Origin of the sequence: Methylophaga sp. UBA2689, assembly GCA_002354555.1 — a bacterium.
Classification (GTDB): domain Bacteria; phylum Pseudomonadota; class Gammaproteobacteria; order Nitrosococcales; family Methylophagaceae; genus Methylophaga.
Map to the genome: position 1 here is coordinate 8,954 of DELT01000032.1, position 16,061 is coordinate 25,014.

13 protein-coding genes are annotated in these 16,061 nt (G+C 44.6%); 1 reads left to right on the forward strand and 12 read right to left on the reverse strand.

Features of this window, described 5'->3' with window-relative positions; genetic code table 11:
- The 3 genes from B3M51_RS03310 to B3M51_RS03320 form a co-directional block, all read right to left on the reverse strand.
- A partial coding sequence (locus tag B3M51_RS03310; RefSeq protein WP_292756819.1) for an ABC transporter substrate-binding protein occupies window positions 1-1,394 on the reverse strand: 1,394 nt, incomplete at its 3' end.
- Between the two features lie 496 nt (window positions 1,395-1,890).
- Window positions 1,891-2,817: a patatin-like phospholipase family protein gene (locus B3M51_RS03315; RefSeq protein ID WP_292756821.1), complete on the reverse strand. Its 927-nt coding sequence runs from the start codon at window positions 2,815-2,817 to the stop codon at window positions 1,891-1,893.
- A 340-nt stretch (window positions 2,818-3,157) separates the two neighbouring features.
- Window positions 3,158-4,534 (reverse strand): ribonuclease J, encoded by a 1,377-nt coding sequence (locus B3M51_RS03320; protein ID WP_292756823.1) that lies wholly within the window; start codon window positions 4,532-4,534, stop codon window positions 3,158-3,160.
- A gap of 444 nt (window positions 4,535-4,978) precedes the next feature.
- On the opposite strand from B3M51_RS03320, the gene B3M51_RS03325 reads away from it, so the two are divergent.
- Window positions 4,979-5,290 (forward strand): hypothetical protein, encoded by a 312-nt coding sequence (locus B3M51_RS03325; protein WP_292756825.1) that lies wholly within the window; start codon window positions 4,979-4,981, stop codon window positions 5,288-5,290.
- Window positions 5,291-5,365: 75 nt separating this feature from the next.
- Here B3M51_RS03325 and B3M51_RS03330 read toward each other — a convergent pair whose 3' ends face one another.
- From B3M51_RS03330 to moxG, 9 genes are all read right to left on the reverse strand, one after another.
- Window positions 5,366-9,610: an EAL domain-containing protein gene (locus tag B3M51_RS03330; protein ID WP_292756827.1), complete on the reverse strand. Its 4,245-nt coding sequence runs from the start codon at window positions 9,608-9,610 to the stop codon at window positions 5,366-5,368.
- A gap of 98 nt (window positions 9,611-9,708) precedes the next feature.
- Window positions 9,709-10,722 carry a vWA domain-containing protein gene (locus B3M51_RS03335; protein ID WP_292756829.1) on the reverse strand — a complete coding sequence of 338 codons (1,014 nt, stop codon included), beginning with the start codon at window positions 10,720-10,722 and terminating at the stop codon, window positions 9,709-9,711.
- Between the two features lie 11 nt (window positions 10,723-10,733).
- Window positions 10,734-11,306, reverse strand: a complete 573-nt coding sequence (locus B3M51_RS03340; RefSeq protein WP_292756831.1) for an MxaK protein — start codon at window positions 11,304-11,306, stop codon at window positions 10,734-10,736.
- Window positions 11,303-12,280 carry a vWA domain-containing protein gene (locus B3M51_RS03345; RefSeq protein WP_292756832.1) on the reverse strand — a complete coding sequence of 326 codons (978 nt, stop codon included), beginning with the start codon at window positions 12,278-12,280 and terminating at the stop codon, window positions 11,303-11,305. The genes B3M51_RS03340 and B3M51_RS03345 overlap by 4 nt, the downstream gene beginning before the upstream one ends.
- The gene (locus B3M51_RS03350; RefSeq protein ID WP_292756833.1) at window positions 12,277-13,242 is read right to left on the reverse strand and encodes a hypothetical protein; all 966 of its coding nucleotides are present in this window, start codon (window positions 13,240-13,242) and stop codon (window positions 12,277-12,279) included. The genes B3M51_RS03345 and B3M51_RS03350 overlap by 4 nt, the downstream gene beginning before the upstream one ends.
- Window positions 13,232-14,065, reverse strand: a complete 834-nt coding sequence (locus B3M51_RS03355; RefSeq protein WP_292756834.1) for a hypothetical protein — start codon at window positions 14,063-14,065, stop codon at window positions 13,232-13,234. The genes B3M51_RS03350 and B3M51_RS03355 overlap by 11 nt, the downstream gene beginning before the upstream one ends.
- On the reverse strand, window positions 14,062-15,096 hold the full coding sequence (locus B3M51_RS03360) for an AAA family ATPase (RefSeq protein ID WP_292756836.1): 1,035 nt from the start codon (window positions 15,094-15,096) through the stop codon (window positions 14,062-14,064). The genes B3M51_RS03355 and B3M51_RS03360 overlap by 4 nt, the downstream gene beginning before the upstream one ends.
- 84 nt (window positions 15,097-15,180) lie before the next feature.
- Window positions 15,181-15,456, reverse strand: coding sequence for a methanol dehydrogenase (locus B3M51_RS03365; protein ID WP_292403818.1), 276 nt, complete (start codon window positions 15,454-15,456; stop codon window positions 15,181-15,183).
- A gap of 122 nt (window positions 15,457-15,578) precedes the next feature.
- The coding region (gene moxG, locus B3M51_RS03370) for a cytochrome c(L), periplasmic (protein ID WP_292756838.1) at window positions 15,579-16,061 on the reverse strand (483 nt) is incomplete at its 5' end.

The following is a 16,061-nucleotide window of genomic DNA, read 5'->3' on the forward strand; positions in this document are numbered from 1 at the left end:
TAAGTCAGCGAAAACTCAAAATTTTCACCATCGGGGGTTTCCAATACACCATCATTATTACTGTCCTGAAAGCCGGCTTCCAATAATAATTCACGTGCCTTTTCGATATTGTAGCCAATTGCTTCGTTAGCCTGATCATGTTGAGCCGAGCCCGGCATAAATGGACTGGCTGCAGGTTGTCCATATCCCAGGAAAATTTCTTCCAATACTCTATCGACATCGGTAAGCATGGACATTGCCATACGCACCCGTTTATCAGCAAATATGGTCTTCTCGCCGCCTCGTTCCTGATTCCAGGCAATAAAGCTATAACCCGCGGTGGGACTCATGTATTCAAAATTCTGACTGCGTTCGGTGATGTCTTTGTCATCCAGTAACGTTTGATATTCACGTGGACGAGCACTGTAGACATCAATATCACCATTTCGGAAGGTGGTTAAACGGGCACTGTCATTTTCAATAATTCTCCAGACAATTCGATCAAAAGAAGCACTGACCGGGCCCCAATAGCGTGGGTTACGTACCAGTTCAACGACACCTGCATCGGGAGACCATCCTTCAGGATTGGCTAAACGGAACGGACCTGAGCCAAGTAATAAACCCCGGCTTTCATTAAATGTCTGTGGATCATCGAGAAAACGACCGTAAAAATGCTCGGGCATGATCTGCAGGCTTCCCGCCAGTTGAAGACTGTTGAAATAAGGTTCTTTGAACACAAATTCCACATTGTAATCATCCAGCGCAGTGACCCGCTCCATTCGTGAAAGATAAGCACGGCTGCGCGGTGCCGCGATGGCTTCATTCATAATGAAATCAAAGGTAAATTCAACATCCTTTGCAGTTAATGGTTCACCATCTGAAAAGGTAATATCACGGCGTAATGCAAAGGTAATTGTTAAACCATCTGCTGAAGTTGACCAGTCTTCAGCCAGTAAGCCATTCCACTCCAGCGTATCCGGATTTCTGACGAGTAAAGACTCCAAAACGTATTGTTGTACTTCAGATGAATAGGCATCAGCAGAGACCAGAGGCGTCAGCGTGCGAATATTGCTGCCGAAAGCCATCATCAACCAGTCACCTTGGGCATAGTCTTCCTGTTCAGCAGCCTCGCGAGCCCTTTCAAATGCATCGGTTTGATTCGAAGCTGATTTTTCAGCATTATTAATGTTGGAAGGGCTACTGAAATCAGCCGTTCGCATTGCTTGCTCAAGATTGCGTAATAAACCACGCGTCGAGCGGATATCCTTGGCCTGCTCCTCCATGATACGGGTCATTTCATCCATCTTGGTCCACTGCCTGTCTATCTGAACCATTAGCAGCAGAAACATCACCACGAATAAACTTAATCCCAGCCAAAACCAGAGCTTACTGATACCCGTATTTGCTTTTTTCATGCTTTATTTGCCTATTTCTCTGTAGATGTTTGTTATTTTTTATAAATTTAGTTCAGCCTGACAGCTTGTCTCGCTGCTGTCAGTAGATTTCTACTAAAAATTTAGCTTCACGACATGACAGTTGCAAATCCAAGTTGGTTCTTATTATGACTAAAAATGTTATGACTGAATTTACTAGAATCTGTTGATCTTTCAGACGCAGCACTGCTGCCAGCATGAAAGATCAATAATCTCTAATTACCAGACCCTAGGGTCTGTTGATCTTTCAGAGCCACCACTGCTGGAGGCTATTTTTTTGTCTCACAAGGCGGAATTGATGCGATGTAGTTGCTCTACATAAGTCATTTCCAACGCCGTGAGGCGGAAAAATAGTCCCAGCCCTGCGGGTTGTGACTGAAAATGCACCACGCCGCGTTACTCGTCGTTTATTTAGAATAACTAAACTGCTCTCCTCGCGCCTTGATTGGTGCATTTTCAGTCACAACAGAGGCGGCTATTAAAGCTCATCAGACCCTAGACAGAACTTAATTTCAGCCAGATTTTTCTCAACACTTTGTGTACCAGCTTGTATCGCTTCAGCTGCCCGGTAAAATTCCAGCAAACCAATATGCGATAAACGTGGCTGTAACAACACATCCGGTGGGTCTCCCGCCATACGGCTACGGGTGATCCGATCTTGAGTGATATTTACCGATGCAGCAATTGCTGCAAACATATCCGGTACATCCTCCTTGGGCGTTTTTTCTTCGCCAAAAAGATTCCCCGTGTAATTGGTAATAAACTCACCAATCCGGTTACCCAGCAGATTACTGCTTTGATCATTCTTGGGAACCGGTGGATTCTGATGCAGATGTTTTCCTAAAATATCGCCATTCAGGTTAACTGCAATCACAATATCAGCCCCCAATGCGCGACAGACCGACACCGGTACTGGATTGACTAATCCACCATCAATTAACCAGCGCCCATGGTGCTTAATAGCTGGAAATAAACCTGGCAAAGAAATAGAAGACCAGACGGCTTCAAGCAATTTTCCTTCAGTATTCCAGACTTCCTGACCGGAATGAAGATGGGTCGCTACGCTGGCATAACGCGCCGGAAGGTCTTCAATTAATGTGGCTTCATCAGCCACATACTGTCTTAGAAATTGATGCAACTTATCTTTGTTAACCACACCATTAAACGGAAAACCGATATTAAAAAAACGCGCTGTCTCCAGTTTGGTCAGATTTAACAGTCGTTGTTGCAGATCGGGCAATTTATTACTGAGATACGCTGCCCCCACTAAAGCACCTATTGAAGTACCGACAACCACATCGGGCTTGATTCCTGCCTTTTGGAGAGCATTTATCACACCAATATGGGTCCATCCTCTTGCTGCCCCACTGCCAAGTGCCAAGCCGATTTTCAACGAATGTGTCATTTAATATTCACTTTAAATTTAGTGGAAAACCGTATTAACATGATGAAAAAGCTAAAGATATATAAAATCAGTCCGATATAACTGAAAGACTCGTGTAACCTTAGGTCAACATGATGGATATTTCACGAATTTATCATAACAATTTTTTAATTACTTACAGCACTCAACCGGTTAACCCTGGACAAGCGTCTGCGGAAAAAACCCAGCACACAATTCATGAAGAGCGAAGGCAGCGTCGTGAACGTCGCAAGCGTAAACAGAAAACGCGGATAGAAAGACGGGTTTCTTCAGAACGCCGGGGCCCTGCGTTTGATGCCAAGGCTTAAATTCAACATATGTTTTAAAGCTTTTTTAAAGACTTACGGTCGAACAGGCCCCATCGTCCTGTTTTAACTGCCCCCCGACGAATGCCATTAACCGGCGCTATATAAAACAAATCACCATTCTGTCCCAAAAGCTGTTGTCTGACCCCACTGGCTTTGGCAATTTTGGCATTAGCTTTCATATGCATTAACTCGCCATGAACCGGTATCGCACATTGTGGCTGCACCCATTGATACATGGTTTTAAGTTCTTCACTGGCTGGATGTCCCGAGGCGTGAATAGGCAACGCGCTATTATCAATATCGATAACATCTACCTGCATTGCTTTAAGTCGTTCTATCAATGTGGCAATCGCCAGTTCGTTCCCCGGGATTACTTTTGAACTGAAAATAACGGTATCGCCCGGTGATAACTGCATATCCCGAAAACTGTTCAGACTCAGACGATGTAACGCTGTTCGTGGCTCTCCCTGACTACCGGTCGCCACCAATAAAACCGTATGTGCGGGTAAAAAACCCAAATGTGCTGAATCTACCGACGTTTTTACACTGTTCCATAAACCAACATTTTTGGCAGCCGACACGGTGTTAATTAGTGAGCGTCCAAGCAGGCCCAGATGTCGACCGGTTTCATCAGCAATTCTTGCCAGGGTATGTAACCGGGCGATATTGCTGCCAAAACAGGCAACCACTACTCTGCCTTTGGCCTGTTCAACATGGAATTTCAAACCTTTGTATAAATTGGATTCTGATTCTGACCAACCCTGCACATTGGCGTTGGTCGAATCACACACCATGGCATCAACCTGATATTCAGCTAACTTTTGAAAGGTGCCTGCATCATATGCCGGACCCACCACCGGGCCTTTATCAAGCTTCCAATCCGCGGTATGAAATACTTTTCCTGCTGCTGTCGAGATAAGCAATGCATAAGGTTCGGGAATTGAATGAGTCAGTTTTAACCACTCCACATGAAATACGCCGATCTGTCGTTTGGCATCAGCTTCAACCACAATGACCGGCACTTTATCTGCGATACCTCGTTCAACCAGCTTGCGCCGCAACATTTCCGCGGTGAATGCCGTTGTATAAACCGGGCACCGGAAATGTTCCCAAAGATATGGCACGGCACCAATATGATCTTCATGTGCATGGGTAATAATAAGGCCATCCAGCTGTTGACGGCGGTCAATCAGAAATTGCGGATCAGCCATTTGAATCGGTGGGTTTTGGCTATTGATTGGTTCACCAAATTCATCCACTTCGGCTTGAAACGTGACACCACAATCGACAATTAACCAACGCCCGTTATGTCCATACACATTCAGGTTCATGCCTATTTCGCCACAACCTCCCAGCGGCAGGAACCAAAAATCATCTTTTCCAGGTGTCATCCAGACCTCTTAATTCAAACGAGTCAGTGTTAAATATTTTCGGTGAAAACAAGTGTTGCTATGACTGGTAATGTTCTCACCAGTTCATCTTCGCTATTTCCATGGTAGCAGTTGCACTTTTGCAGCAGTATAAATACAGCTAGATAATTCCTTTTTCAAAAGACATTAGGGCTTGTTGATCTTTCATCTCCGCCTCTGTTGTGAGCTGAAAAAGCGTCAATCAAGGCACGAGGAGCGCTTTTTAGTTGTTCTAAATAAGTGACGAGCAACGAAGAGTGGCGTTTTTTCAGTCACAACCCAAAGGGCTGGGGCTATTTTTCCGCCCTACGGCGTTGGAAATGACTTATGTAGAACAACTACATCGCATCATTTCCGTCTTGTAGGACGAAAAAATAGCCGCCAGCAGTGGTGGATATGAAAGATCAACAAGCCCTAGGAAAAATCATGAAAGATCAAAAACGTTACGTTGGTATTGATAAAGAAATAAATGGTGGCATGACCGACACCGGGAAAATTATCCGTGATGCCTGGGTATTCGGTTTAATACCGGAGACCGAAACCTGCGAAGGCTGGGTGGTTCAAGGTCTTGAGGATCTTTGGGGCAAGGTGAATCTGGAATGGGAAAAATATGGTTTCAAGGTGGCAAACCTGCCACCGGAAATGCAACAGAAATTTATGCATATTCATGATGCAGCAATTACTCAAGCCAAGCAGACTGGCTGGGATGCTGAAAGGGATCTTATCGACGAAGTCTGATGGTCTTATATTGATAGCCGACATCGAGCGATTCCAGTTTTTGAAATGTGATCTGAAAGAACAATATGCGGATTATCACTGTGATGGAGACGCCAGTATCTGCTGAATTTCAGCATATAACTTTTGTAAATCCCCAATACCTTTGCGGGCTAACGCTATTTCATTTTCTTCAAATTGATTCCGTAAACCGGCAGCAGCATGAAATAATTCGTAATAGGCTAATTTAAGTCGATCCAGCCATAACTGATTAAATAGCTCTTCCTGCTTACCCTGCTCCAGCCAGTGAGTAAAGTGGCTGCGTTTGGGATTCATTAATGGCCAGCTGCTGATTTGAGCAGGACTACTGTGCAGATTATCAATTACCCGCTGTAACCATTGCTCGCCCTGCATTTGCATTAATGCCAGCAAGCGCTGTTGGGGGGATAAGGTATTATGGGCATGATTCAGCCAACGTGATTCGGGCTGGTAATCCTCCATCCAAAGGCCTAATTCATCCGCTGGCATGGGTTGGGCAATGACATATCCCTGTGCCATATCGCAACCGATAGTCATCAGCATCAAACCATGTTCAATACTTTCTACCCCTTCGGCGATGACCTGGTGCTGAAATGCATGACTTAACCCAATAACACCTTCCACTATGGTGAAATCATTGGGGTCATCCATGATGTCGCGAACGAAACTCTGGTCAATTTTAATGACATCAACCGGCAAATGCCGTAAATGGCTTAATGATGAGTATCCGGTGCCAAAGTCATCCAGTGCTATTCTTACCCCAAGGCCTTCACGGCAGGTGCTGATAATCGCCGAAATATTCTGGATATCGGTTAACACACTGCTTTCAAGCACTTCAAGTTGCAAATATTCGGCAGGCAAATCCGGATATTTGGCCAGTAGACGATCAAGATGGTCAAAAAATCCCGGCCATTGCAGGTGATGAGCGGAAATATTCACGCTGATTTCAATGACTCTGTTTTGCTGATGAAAATTTTGTAACTGTTTTAACGTCTGATCAATGACCCAGTTGCCAATACGGATTTCCAGCTCGGTGCCCGCCATTGAACTTAAAAATGTCGCTGGCTCCAGGATGCCTTGCTGAGGATGGTTCCAGCGAAGCAGCGCTTCTGCGCCATGAATACGCCCATTTCGCATATTAATTTTAGGCTGGTAATACAGGCAAAACTGATTTTTGTTGAAGGCTTGATGTAAATTGTCCAATTGACTTTGCTTAAGCAGAACTTGCTTATCATGCACAGCATCAAAGATTGAGTAGCGATTTCGACCGGTCTGTTTAGATTGATACATGGCCTGATCAGCATGACGCAACAACGTATCTGCATCGGACTGATCCAACGGGTAGAGGGTTACCCCCATACTGGCCCCTAACTGGATGATATCGCCATCAATCCGATAAGGCAGTTGAATGGTACGTAATAGTCGGCTGACCAATCTTTCGCAATGTTCTACTGAACTGATGTCATTGAGCAAAATAGCAAATTCATCTCCACCCAGTCGTGATGCTGTGTCATCCAGACGGATGCAGGCTTTTATTCGCTGGGCCACCTCAATCAGAACTTGATCGCCTATTTCATGACCATAGTTATCATTGATCGGTTTGAACCCATCCAGATCCAGAAAAATTACACCCAGCAGACTATGTTGACGAATACTGTGTGAAATAGCCTGTTGGAAACGATCAGCAAATAATGTGCGGTTGGGCAACTGGGTGAGCATGTCATAGTGCGCCATCATTTCCAGCGCCTGCTGTTGTGCTTTAATTTCAGTTATATCGGAAAATAAGCCCAGATAATGCAGGGTATCGCCTTGATCATCCATCAAGGTGGAGATGGTTAACAATTCTGCTAATAATTCGCCATTTTTGCGGCGATTCCAGATCTCTCCCTGCCAATAGCCTTTCTCAATAAGGCTTTGCCAAATCTCCCGATAAAATGACTCGGGATGCTTACCTGATTTGAGGATCGATGGCTGTTGATTAATGACTTCTTCACGACTGTATCCAGTGATGTCACAAAATGCCGGATTCACATCGACAATACGGCCATCAGGTTTGGTAATCAGAATGCCTTCATGGGCCTGGTTAAATACCCTGCCTGATAATTTGAGTTTTTCTTCAGCAAGTTTACGTTCGCTAATGTCGTAAAAAATGGTGATAAATACATCAGCCTGACCATCATTAATCGCGGTGCTGGAAATTATCACTTGTTTGGCTTGTTGTTGATGGGTCATAACTTTTACTTCAACCGCCTCACCACGATACGGCAGTGAATGCTGCTCTGCCTGAGCAACAAATGTATCCCAGGCCAGTTTGCTACGTTGACGATACATGGGATCAGGATAGGCTTTTTCCAGCCAGACCTTTAGGCTGGGCAAGTCTTCCAGGTTATAGCCAAAGCTATCAACAAAGGCTTTGTTGACGTACTGAATCCGGCCTTTACCGTCACTTAACATGTGCGGAATAGGAGAGGCATTAACAATACTGCGTAATTTGGACTCGTTTCGCGCTAATACCTGACCAGACTGTTTAAGTCTGAACACCCAGAATACAAACAGCAGAATAATCACCGCTATTGTCAGCAGTATTTTGAGCAGGGTTGACTGTGAAATGCCATTCTTGATGGTCAGCCCCATCCAGGTCTGTTCAATTCGCTGACGTTCATCAACAGATATATTGGTTAATACTTTGTTAATGATGGATTGCAGCTGAGGATGCAACGGGTTTATCCCCATTCTGTATGCATTGTATTGCTGCGTCTGTCCGGAAAATTGCAAGTTGATCAGGTTGGCTTGTTTGATGGCATAGTTGGCATATGCGGCATCTCCCACATAGGCATCGGCTTCGCCGGTACTGACCTTTTTTAAAGCTTCGAGGGTAGTTTCGGTGAATATAAGCGTTATATCCGGATAATTCCGGGCCAGATTTTCCTGAACATGGTAACTTTTTTCCACTGCGACAGTTTTGCCTCTCAGATTGTCCAGGTGACCGATATAGCCGAAGCGATTCGCATTGACGATGACCACTGGATTAGTGATGAATGGCTGACTGAACAATAAATACTCGGAACGTTCGGGACTCATATGCAGACAGGAAAGCATATCCAGCTCACCCCGTTGTGCCATTGCGATAATTTCATGCCAGGGCTTATCATCTATGATGTCAAATTCCACCCCGAGTTTGGCCTGCAATAGCTGAATGTATTCAGCTGCCAGGCCTTGATAATTGCCTTTGCTGTTAACCCATTCGTATGGTGCAAAATCCCGATCAATACCGAGTTTGATGACAGGGTTATCTTCCAGCCATGACTGTTCTTCAGGCGTCAGTCGCAATGCGGCATTGGATTGGTAGATAAAGCCCTCTAATTGTGCCTCGGAGAGTGGAGGTGCAATATTCAGACGCTCATATATCTGAGCACTGCGACGAAGACGAGCCGCATCCAATTGGCCCAAAGGAATCAGGTCAGGCAAAATCAGTTTCTGAATTTCCCTGGCTTCATGTTGTAGCTGTTCGCGACTGGCCTGACTGTCATACTGATTGATTATCAAATCAATAATTTCTTCAGGATTTTCCAGTGCGTAGCGCCAGCCTTTTAACGAAGCACGGCGAAACCGCTCTGCTCGTCCCGGATTATTGCGAAGCTCTCTATCCCCGGTAAACAAAATGTCACCATAAAAATCAAAACCATAGCTTTGGGGATTAATGATGTTGACCTTAACGCCCAGCTCTTCCAACGTGAAAAGCTGATCGGTTCGGTAAATTGAGATTGCATCAACCCGGTCATTGATAAAACTATCCAGTTGCAGGTCCTGCGGGATGAGTTTGTAATCCTGGGGAGATATACCGGCATCAGCAAACATAGCGAGGAAAACGGCATCGTTGCCAGCGGAATCATCAAACATGACACGCTTATCAATCATTTCATACGGGCTGACAATACCTGACTGGGTTTTGCTGACCAGCACTAATGCATCATGCTGAAAAATGGCGGCCAAGGCTCTAATTGGTGAGCCGGCAGCATATTCTGCCAGTAGTCCGATGCCACCAATGCCATAGTCTGCACGGCCACTGGTAACTTCATTGATAACATTAATACCGGGTTGGCGTTCTCGCAGCGTAACCTGCAAATCTTCCTGTTGGAAATAGCCTTGCTGAATAGCGGCGTAATAACCGGCAAACTGAAATTGATGTCGCCATTTAAGTTGCAGCGTAACAGATTCTGTCGATGCAGCTTTGGCTTGGCCAAATAGACATACAAGCAGAATAAACAGCAGAAAAAGAGTAAACCTGTGAGGTATAACGCGCATGGGATCCGTTTTCGAATTGCTTGCTGATAATAACAAGAATTTCAATTCGTTGGCGGATTATTGGCGACATGATAAGTGATTCAATGGATTGAACCGATTTAACCTGAGTTAAGAGGTATATGCTCTTTGATTTTTGGTTTATGCAAGGTTTTTTTACGGGAAAAAATATTTTCAGGCAGATAGGCCAGAAATAATAAAAACAGCGACAAACTTGCCGGGATATAACTTAAATCGGTTTCCCGGATGTGGCGTTGTGAGAAATCATCGTGCGTGAGCGCATTCAATAATGCAGTAGATGTTTGTAAATGATGGTAGTGAAAGTTGGCCGGCTCCGCCAGTGATTTCAGATAGTCTTCTTTTACGCTGGACAGATGTTCATTTCCAGCACGACTTTGATTTCCCCACGGAGCATTTCGAGGGACATAGCCTTCAATTTTGCTGGGATCTTCCGGCAAACCAAAAGTCGTTCCCTGTGGTACATCCTCTGCCGTGTAGAAGCCAATCTGGATTCCATCTTCATCATATTTGGGGATGCGACTCAATGCATGATCACCGGTGCCCACAATCAGACCGTTGATGAATGCCTGATTATTATTTTCATCAGTGGATTGTAGTTCGGCAAGATCAGGTGCATAGCGTGAGTTCATCGGAGGCGCTTCCTGCCCATCGGTAAAAAACACCAAAGTGGCATCGGTTAATTCAACAGTGCGCATCAACTCCAACGTGTTGGCAAACGCCTGAATAATATTACTGTCGGCAACCCACGCCATTCTCCAGTCAATACGTCTGATGCTCTCGCGGATTTCAGGATAGTCTGCACACACTTCCATGGGGGTATAGAGCAGAGTTGGCATACGTTCAGTAAACACGCCTAGCCCAACTCGTGAACCACATGGAAGTTGCTGTATGGCCGCTAACGCATCCGCTTTGACTTTTTCCAGCCGGCTGATAGGGTCACCGTGATTATCACGATAATCTTCTACATTCATACTACGGGTGATATCCACCATAAAAAAATAATCATATTTTTTACTGGGGAATGGCAAGTTAGGCATTAAAACGGCAAAAATCAGTAGAACAGCAGAACTGCCCAGCAACCAGATAGATTTCATCAGACAATCCCTTAGGGTAAACCAATGGGAAAGCCGGGCATTGCCGACCATAACTCGGTACTGGCATCCTGAGACTCTTCACTGATGGTGACATCACCCAGTGGCAAATCCCGCGACAGACGTTGCGCGGCTTCCAGATTGTATTTAGCCTCCCAGAAAGAAGGCTGGTTTTTCAGTGCAGAGCGATAAAAGTCCTTAGCCACATCCGCCATCGCCACCGCCCGATCAACAGAGAGGTTTTCTGCCAAATCGATAGCCTGAACCAAATAAAGATTGCCAAGGTTATAGTGGATATGGACAAGTTGCTGCTGGTTAGCCAGGCGCTCAGTGCCACTATAGGTTTCTACAGCTTCATCAAATAAGTTCAATTTACCCTGCAGATAGGCATAAGCGATTCTGACTTCGGGGGCTTGCATATTCAATTGTTCAGCATCAACCAGCTCACCTTTATTCAGCAGAAGGATTTGTTGGTTGATTTGCTGGTTTTGCTGCAGAGTATAGATACTGAATATTAGTGCAGTTATAAGAGCCAAGGCCAACAGGCTAATCAGATAAATAAACTTATTTCGATTCAAAAAGATCATTTTGCCTCCAGCGCTTTTATGCCCAGTAAACTAAGAACGGCAAACAAGGCAGTCAAAAAACATAAGCGCGTCATATCGTTTCGGGGTATCAATTCGTTATAGACCAGTGGCAAGCTTTCCAGATTATCCAGCTGGTGAATGGCTGCTTCCATAGATTCCGGTGTATCCACCTCATAAGCGTGATAGGGGATCGGCAGGGTACGGAAAAACTGATCAAGATAACGCTCCGGCATCACCCGGGGATTATCATCTCGCGCTGTTTCAGGTTCAGAGGTGATACCTAAGCCGTTTTCGGTACGCAGAAAAAACCAATATAGACTTACCTGATAACGTTCAAACCACTCACGCAACACTCGCTGTGCACGATGATCAAGTGTCGCTGCGCCATCTGAGACCAATACAATGACGCGTGAACCGGTATGCGGTTGATCCTCAAAGTAACTCAAGCCCATGCCAAGCCCTTTGGCGACATTGGTAAATGCCAAGCCGGGACTGGTCAAGCTGTTTATTGCCGCCTGGGTGGCAGATTTGTGCTCTGTGAGGGGACTGATAAAAAAAGGTTGTGTACTGAACCCGACAACGCCAAATAAGTCATGCGGCCTATTATTCACAAATTCAGACAATAAACGACGTGCGACATGACTTTTGGCTGGCGTAGCCTTATCCGGCACCTTGCCGCCAAATGTTTCATTCATGCTGGCGCTACGATCGAGGACAAAGACAATATGTGCGCCAGTACCGATTCGGGTAAAGGTTTTTTCCGTTTGATTAAGTCCTGCCAACCCAAGCACGAGGCTGATAAATGCCAGTACCCCTAATAGTTTTATGAGTCGATTAACCCATCGAGTTGTATTGGATGCTGGAATTAGCTGATTCCAACTGGTGAGTCGTTTGTTGAATATGCCTGCGATAAATGGCAACAAGGCGAATAGTAATAAAACGAGCACCCATGGATGGGCAAATGCGATGTTCATGATTTTTTCAGCGCCAGTTTTTCAGCACCAGCCAATTGTTTGCAGAGCTTCAGTAATTGGTCAAAGTCTTTCTCTGACGCTACCTTTTGCTCGGAATAGAGCGCTTCTGTGGATAACTGGTAAAAACTATCAATTTGATCCTGGTAGCCAGAAAACTCTTTATGTTTATCAATAAACTGATCTGTTTGGTGAGCAAACAGGGCATGGCCTGCCAATCTGTTAAATGCCCGATGTACCGATTGTAAGGCCTGATTAAATGCCGACTCATCGTTAGGGTGTTTGCGTAGCTTTTTGACCTGATGATAAGCCTGCTGAAATGGTGATCGCGTCAGTGCAAAAAGGTATCCTTTCAGGCTTAACCATAAGATCGCCAGAACCAGCAGCGTAATAGCCAGTATCCAGATTTGTTGCTGTAAATCTCTGGTCGGGATAGTTGAGGGAGGTAAATCTGCCTTCATAAAGGCATTTTGGTTAGAGTCTTTGGCCACACCACGAGGCGCAATTTCTTTTAGCGGAGACATGGTGAAGTTCCAGGCCGGTATGGTGAGCTGCTCGGTTTTGACGCCAGCGTTAAAACTTACCGTTAATGGCGGCGTTGCTAGTGCCCGGACATCCAGTGGCGCATAGAATGTCTGAAACGTGAAATGCAGTCGGTATTGGCGTAATCCAGCACTTTCACTGATGAGTTCATAGTCACTGTCGAGTAATAATAACCAATAATCCAACTCTCCATTGGGAGGCAGTGAGGCTGGCGTTAAGCTATATTCTGCCGGCACCTGAACAATATAATAATGTTCAATCACATCACCGACCAGAATGCCAAAGTCTCTTCCCAATGATTGCTGAACAATGCCGGTACGGACTTGGTCAGCATACAAAGCTGTGCTGCAAAAAACAGCTAACAACACAGCCAAAAACATCGGCACGTACATTTTTTGTTTTAACTGCTTATTAATGGCCATGAAAGAATTCGCTTAATTGTTGTGCTGAGAATTGATCAATCATCCAAAATGCTCTGCAATTGTGCTTTTGAAATTGATTATTAAGGAAAATCTTCCGATCAGCGAAAGTCGATTCGATCAGTTTTTTCTGCTTGGGTGTCACAAAAATCAAACTGTTTTCACCCGTCTCAGCATCGTTGATCTGAACAAAGCGCCATAGTGGATAGTCGTTGTATTCGGCGGAACGCCAGATAACAATTGGCACCAGATAGTGTCCTGATAAGCTATTGAGAATCCGGTAGAGTTTTTCATTACTCCAGTGAAAATCAGAAAGCAAAAATACTAAACAACGACGAGCTGGTAACAACCGCTCTATTTCGTTAAACGCCTCAGCTTTATTATGATTTAAGGCCTGCCCGGTAGCAGACTTGAAATGCTGTGGCAGTATTTCGGCATTGGTAATTGACTGTATGGACTGACTCAGCAAATAACTTTGATAATTATCATTTCTGGCAGCCACAGAATAAGCAATACTCTGTTCAGTTAAATTGACCAGTTGTGTTTTATCCTGAACAGTCATTGAGTCAGATCCATCGACCAAAGTCAGTACGTCAAGTTTGCTGCGTTGACGAAAGGTTTTGACGTAAATCGATTCAAACGGATCGGTCACGCTCATAGCAAGATCAATACGCGCAGGATTCGGATCTGCTAAAAATGGAGACTTTTTATAAAAATCACTGCCGGGCCCCTGACGTTTGCTTTTATGCTCACTTTCACGCAGTGCATTCAGCAGAAAAGGTGATCTGTAATCAAAGATCAGATGTTGAATTTCGTGCTGATTCATGGGGATGGAATAGTATTCAGTACACCACTAATCAGTTCTTCGATAATCGCTTCACCGTTATAGTTGTAAACAGGATTGATAAAAATGCGATGTTTACTGATGGCCCGAATTACTGCATGGAAATCCTCTGGGGTGACGCTATTACGTTGATTGAGCCATGCATGAGCCCGAGCACTTCTTGCAAGATAACTTATGCCACGCGGCCCCATGCCTCCCAGTACTAACTTTTCTGTGTCTATATCGCTGATCTGGATACCGTAATCCTGTGGTTTTCGAAGTGCCTGACACAGATGAAGCCCGTAATCCTGAATAGTGTCACTGGAATGGATATAAGACTGAATGGCCACAGCGATATCATTGAGCTGATGAAATGGCAGTACCGCTTTGTCAGCACTGTCGATCAGTTTATCGGCATCATAATACCGGGTATTAAACATCAACTCTTTAAGCTGTGCTTCTGCTGTGGGTTGTTTTATGTGCAGTTCCATCATAAAACGGTCCCGGGCAGCTGCCGGTAATTCAAAGGTTTCGTCTTTTTCAATGCGGTTACGATCAGCAAAAACCTGCAGATGAGGAAAAAAGAACGTTTTATTAAATGCACTGACGCTACGTTCAGCCATTACCCGAAGCAGCAATGAATGTACTTGGGGACGAGCCCGGTTAATTTCATTAAAGAAAAAGATCGATAAATTTTCGCCATGTTTGAGTAAAGGTCCCTCACTCACCGCCGGTTTACCGTCATTGGCAATATGGGTGTAATAGACCAAGTCATGAGGCATTAAATCAATGGTGCCTTCAATACGCTCAAAATTACCACCCAGACTTTCTGCCGTTGCTCTAAGTAAAGTTGTTTTACCAACACCGACATCACCTTCAAGCAGGATATGACCACGACAGAAAATGGAGACCACCATTAAATCAATGATGTGTTCCTGGCCTAAAATAGTCTGATTGATATTTTTTTGTAGGGTGATGGCTTTTTGATGCCAGTCAGTTAAAAGATTTTCGGAATTTTCAGCGACATTGCTCATGGTGATAATTGCCCAAACTGACTCGCAGGTCAGAAACAAAACAAAAAAAAGAGGCCAGTCGTTAAAACTGGCCTCAGCTTGGGTTTAGTAAGACCACTTACCCGTTTTTTTGAAGTTTTCTACGCGTTTAGCGTTACGAGCTTCCATTGCTTCCATTGCACTGTCTTGTTTATCCAGTTCAGCTTGGCTATGTTTTGGATCATATTTAGACCCTTTGATTTTTTCAGGAAAACCTGGTTTTGCTTCCCAGCATTTTCCTGCCTCTTGGCATTTTGTGCCGTCGTAAGCCATTGCTGACATACCGACAGATAACAATAGTGCTGTAGCGCCGGTTACGGCAAGTGTTTTAATTTTCTTCATATTTCTCTCCTTTTGGTTTTGACAACATAATGCTTGGTAACGTGGTTCCCTATGCTGGCTATGGCCACGCTACCAATCACTAATCTTTATAATCTGCCATTAGCATTTCTAAACTTGCTTAATTAATGAGTCTTATTGAAGTTTTCTAATGCTTCTTTGAAATCTTCAGGTATTTCTGCAGGAACCAGGTTGGCGCGTTCCTCTTCTGATAACCATAAGGCTTTTTCTGGTTCTCCCCAGTAAATACTGCGCACATACGCCATAACATGCAGTATTTCATCAATGCTTAAATTATTGCGTTGTGGACCCATCATTGAGCGGGCGCCGTCATAAATAATTTCAAAAAAACCTTTATCGTATCGTCCTGCAGGGTAAGTCCAATATGAATCCCCTAGAGCTGGTCCGAGTTTGCCTTCAGCATGGTGACCATGGCAGCCAGAACAGGCAGTCATAAATAAATTTTCACCCACTTTGATGGCTTCTTCATCCTGGTTATATTTATTTTCTGCTGTTTCCATAAAATGTTTTACGGCTTCAGTTTCTTCACCTTTTTTGCCAAAAGAGAAGTCGATTAATGCCCCGGTCGTTGCATTGCGAAATTGCAC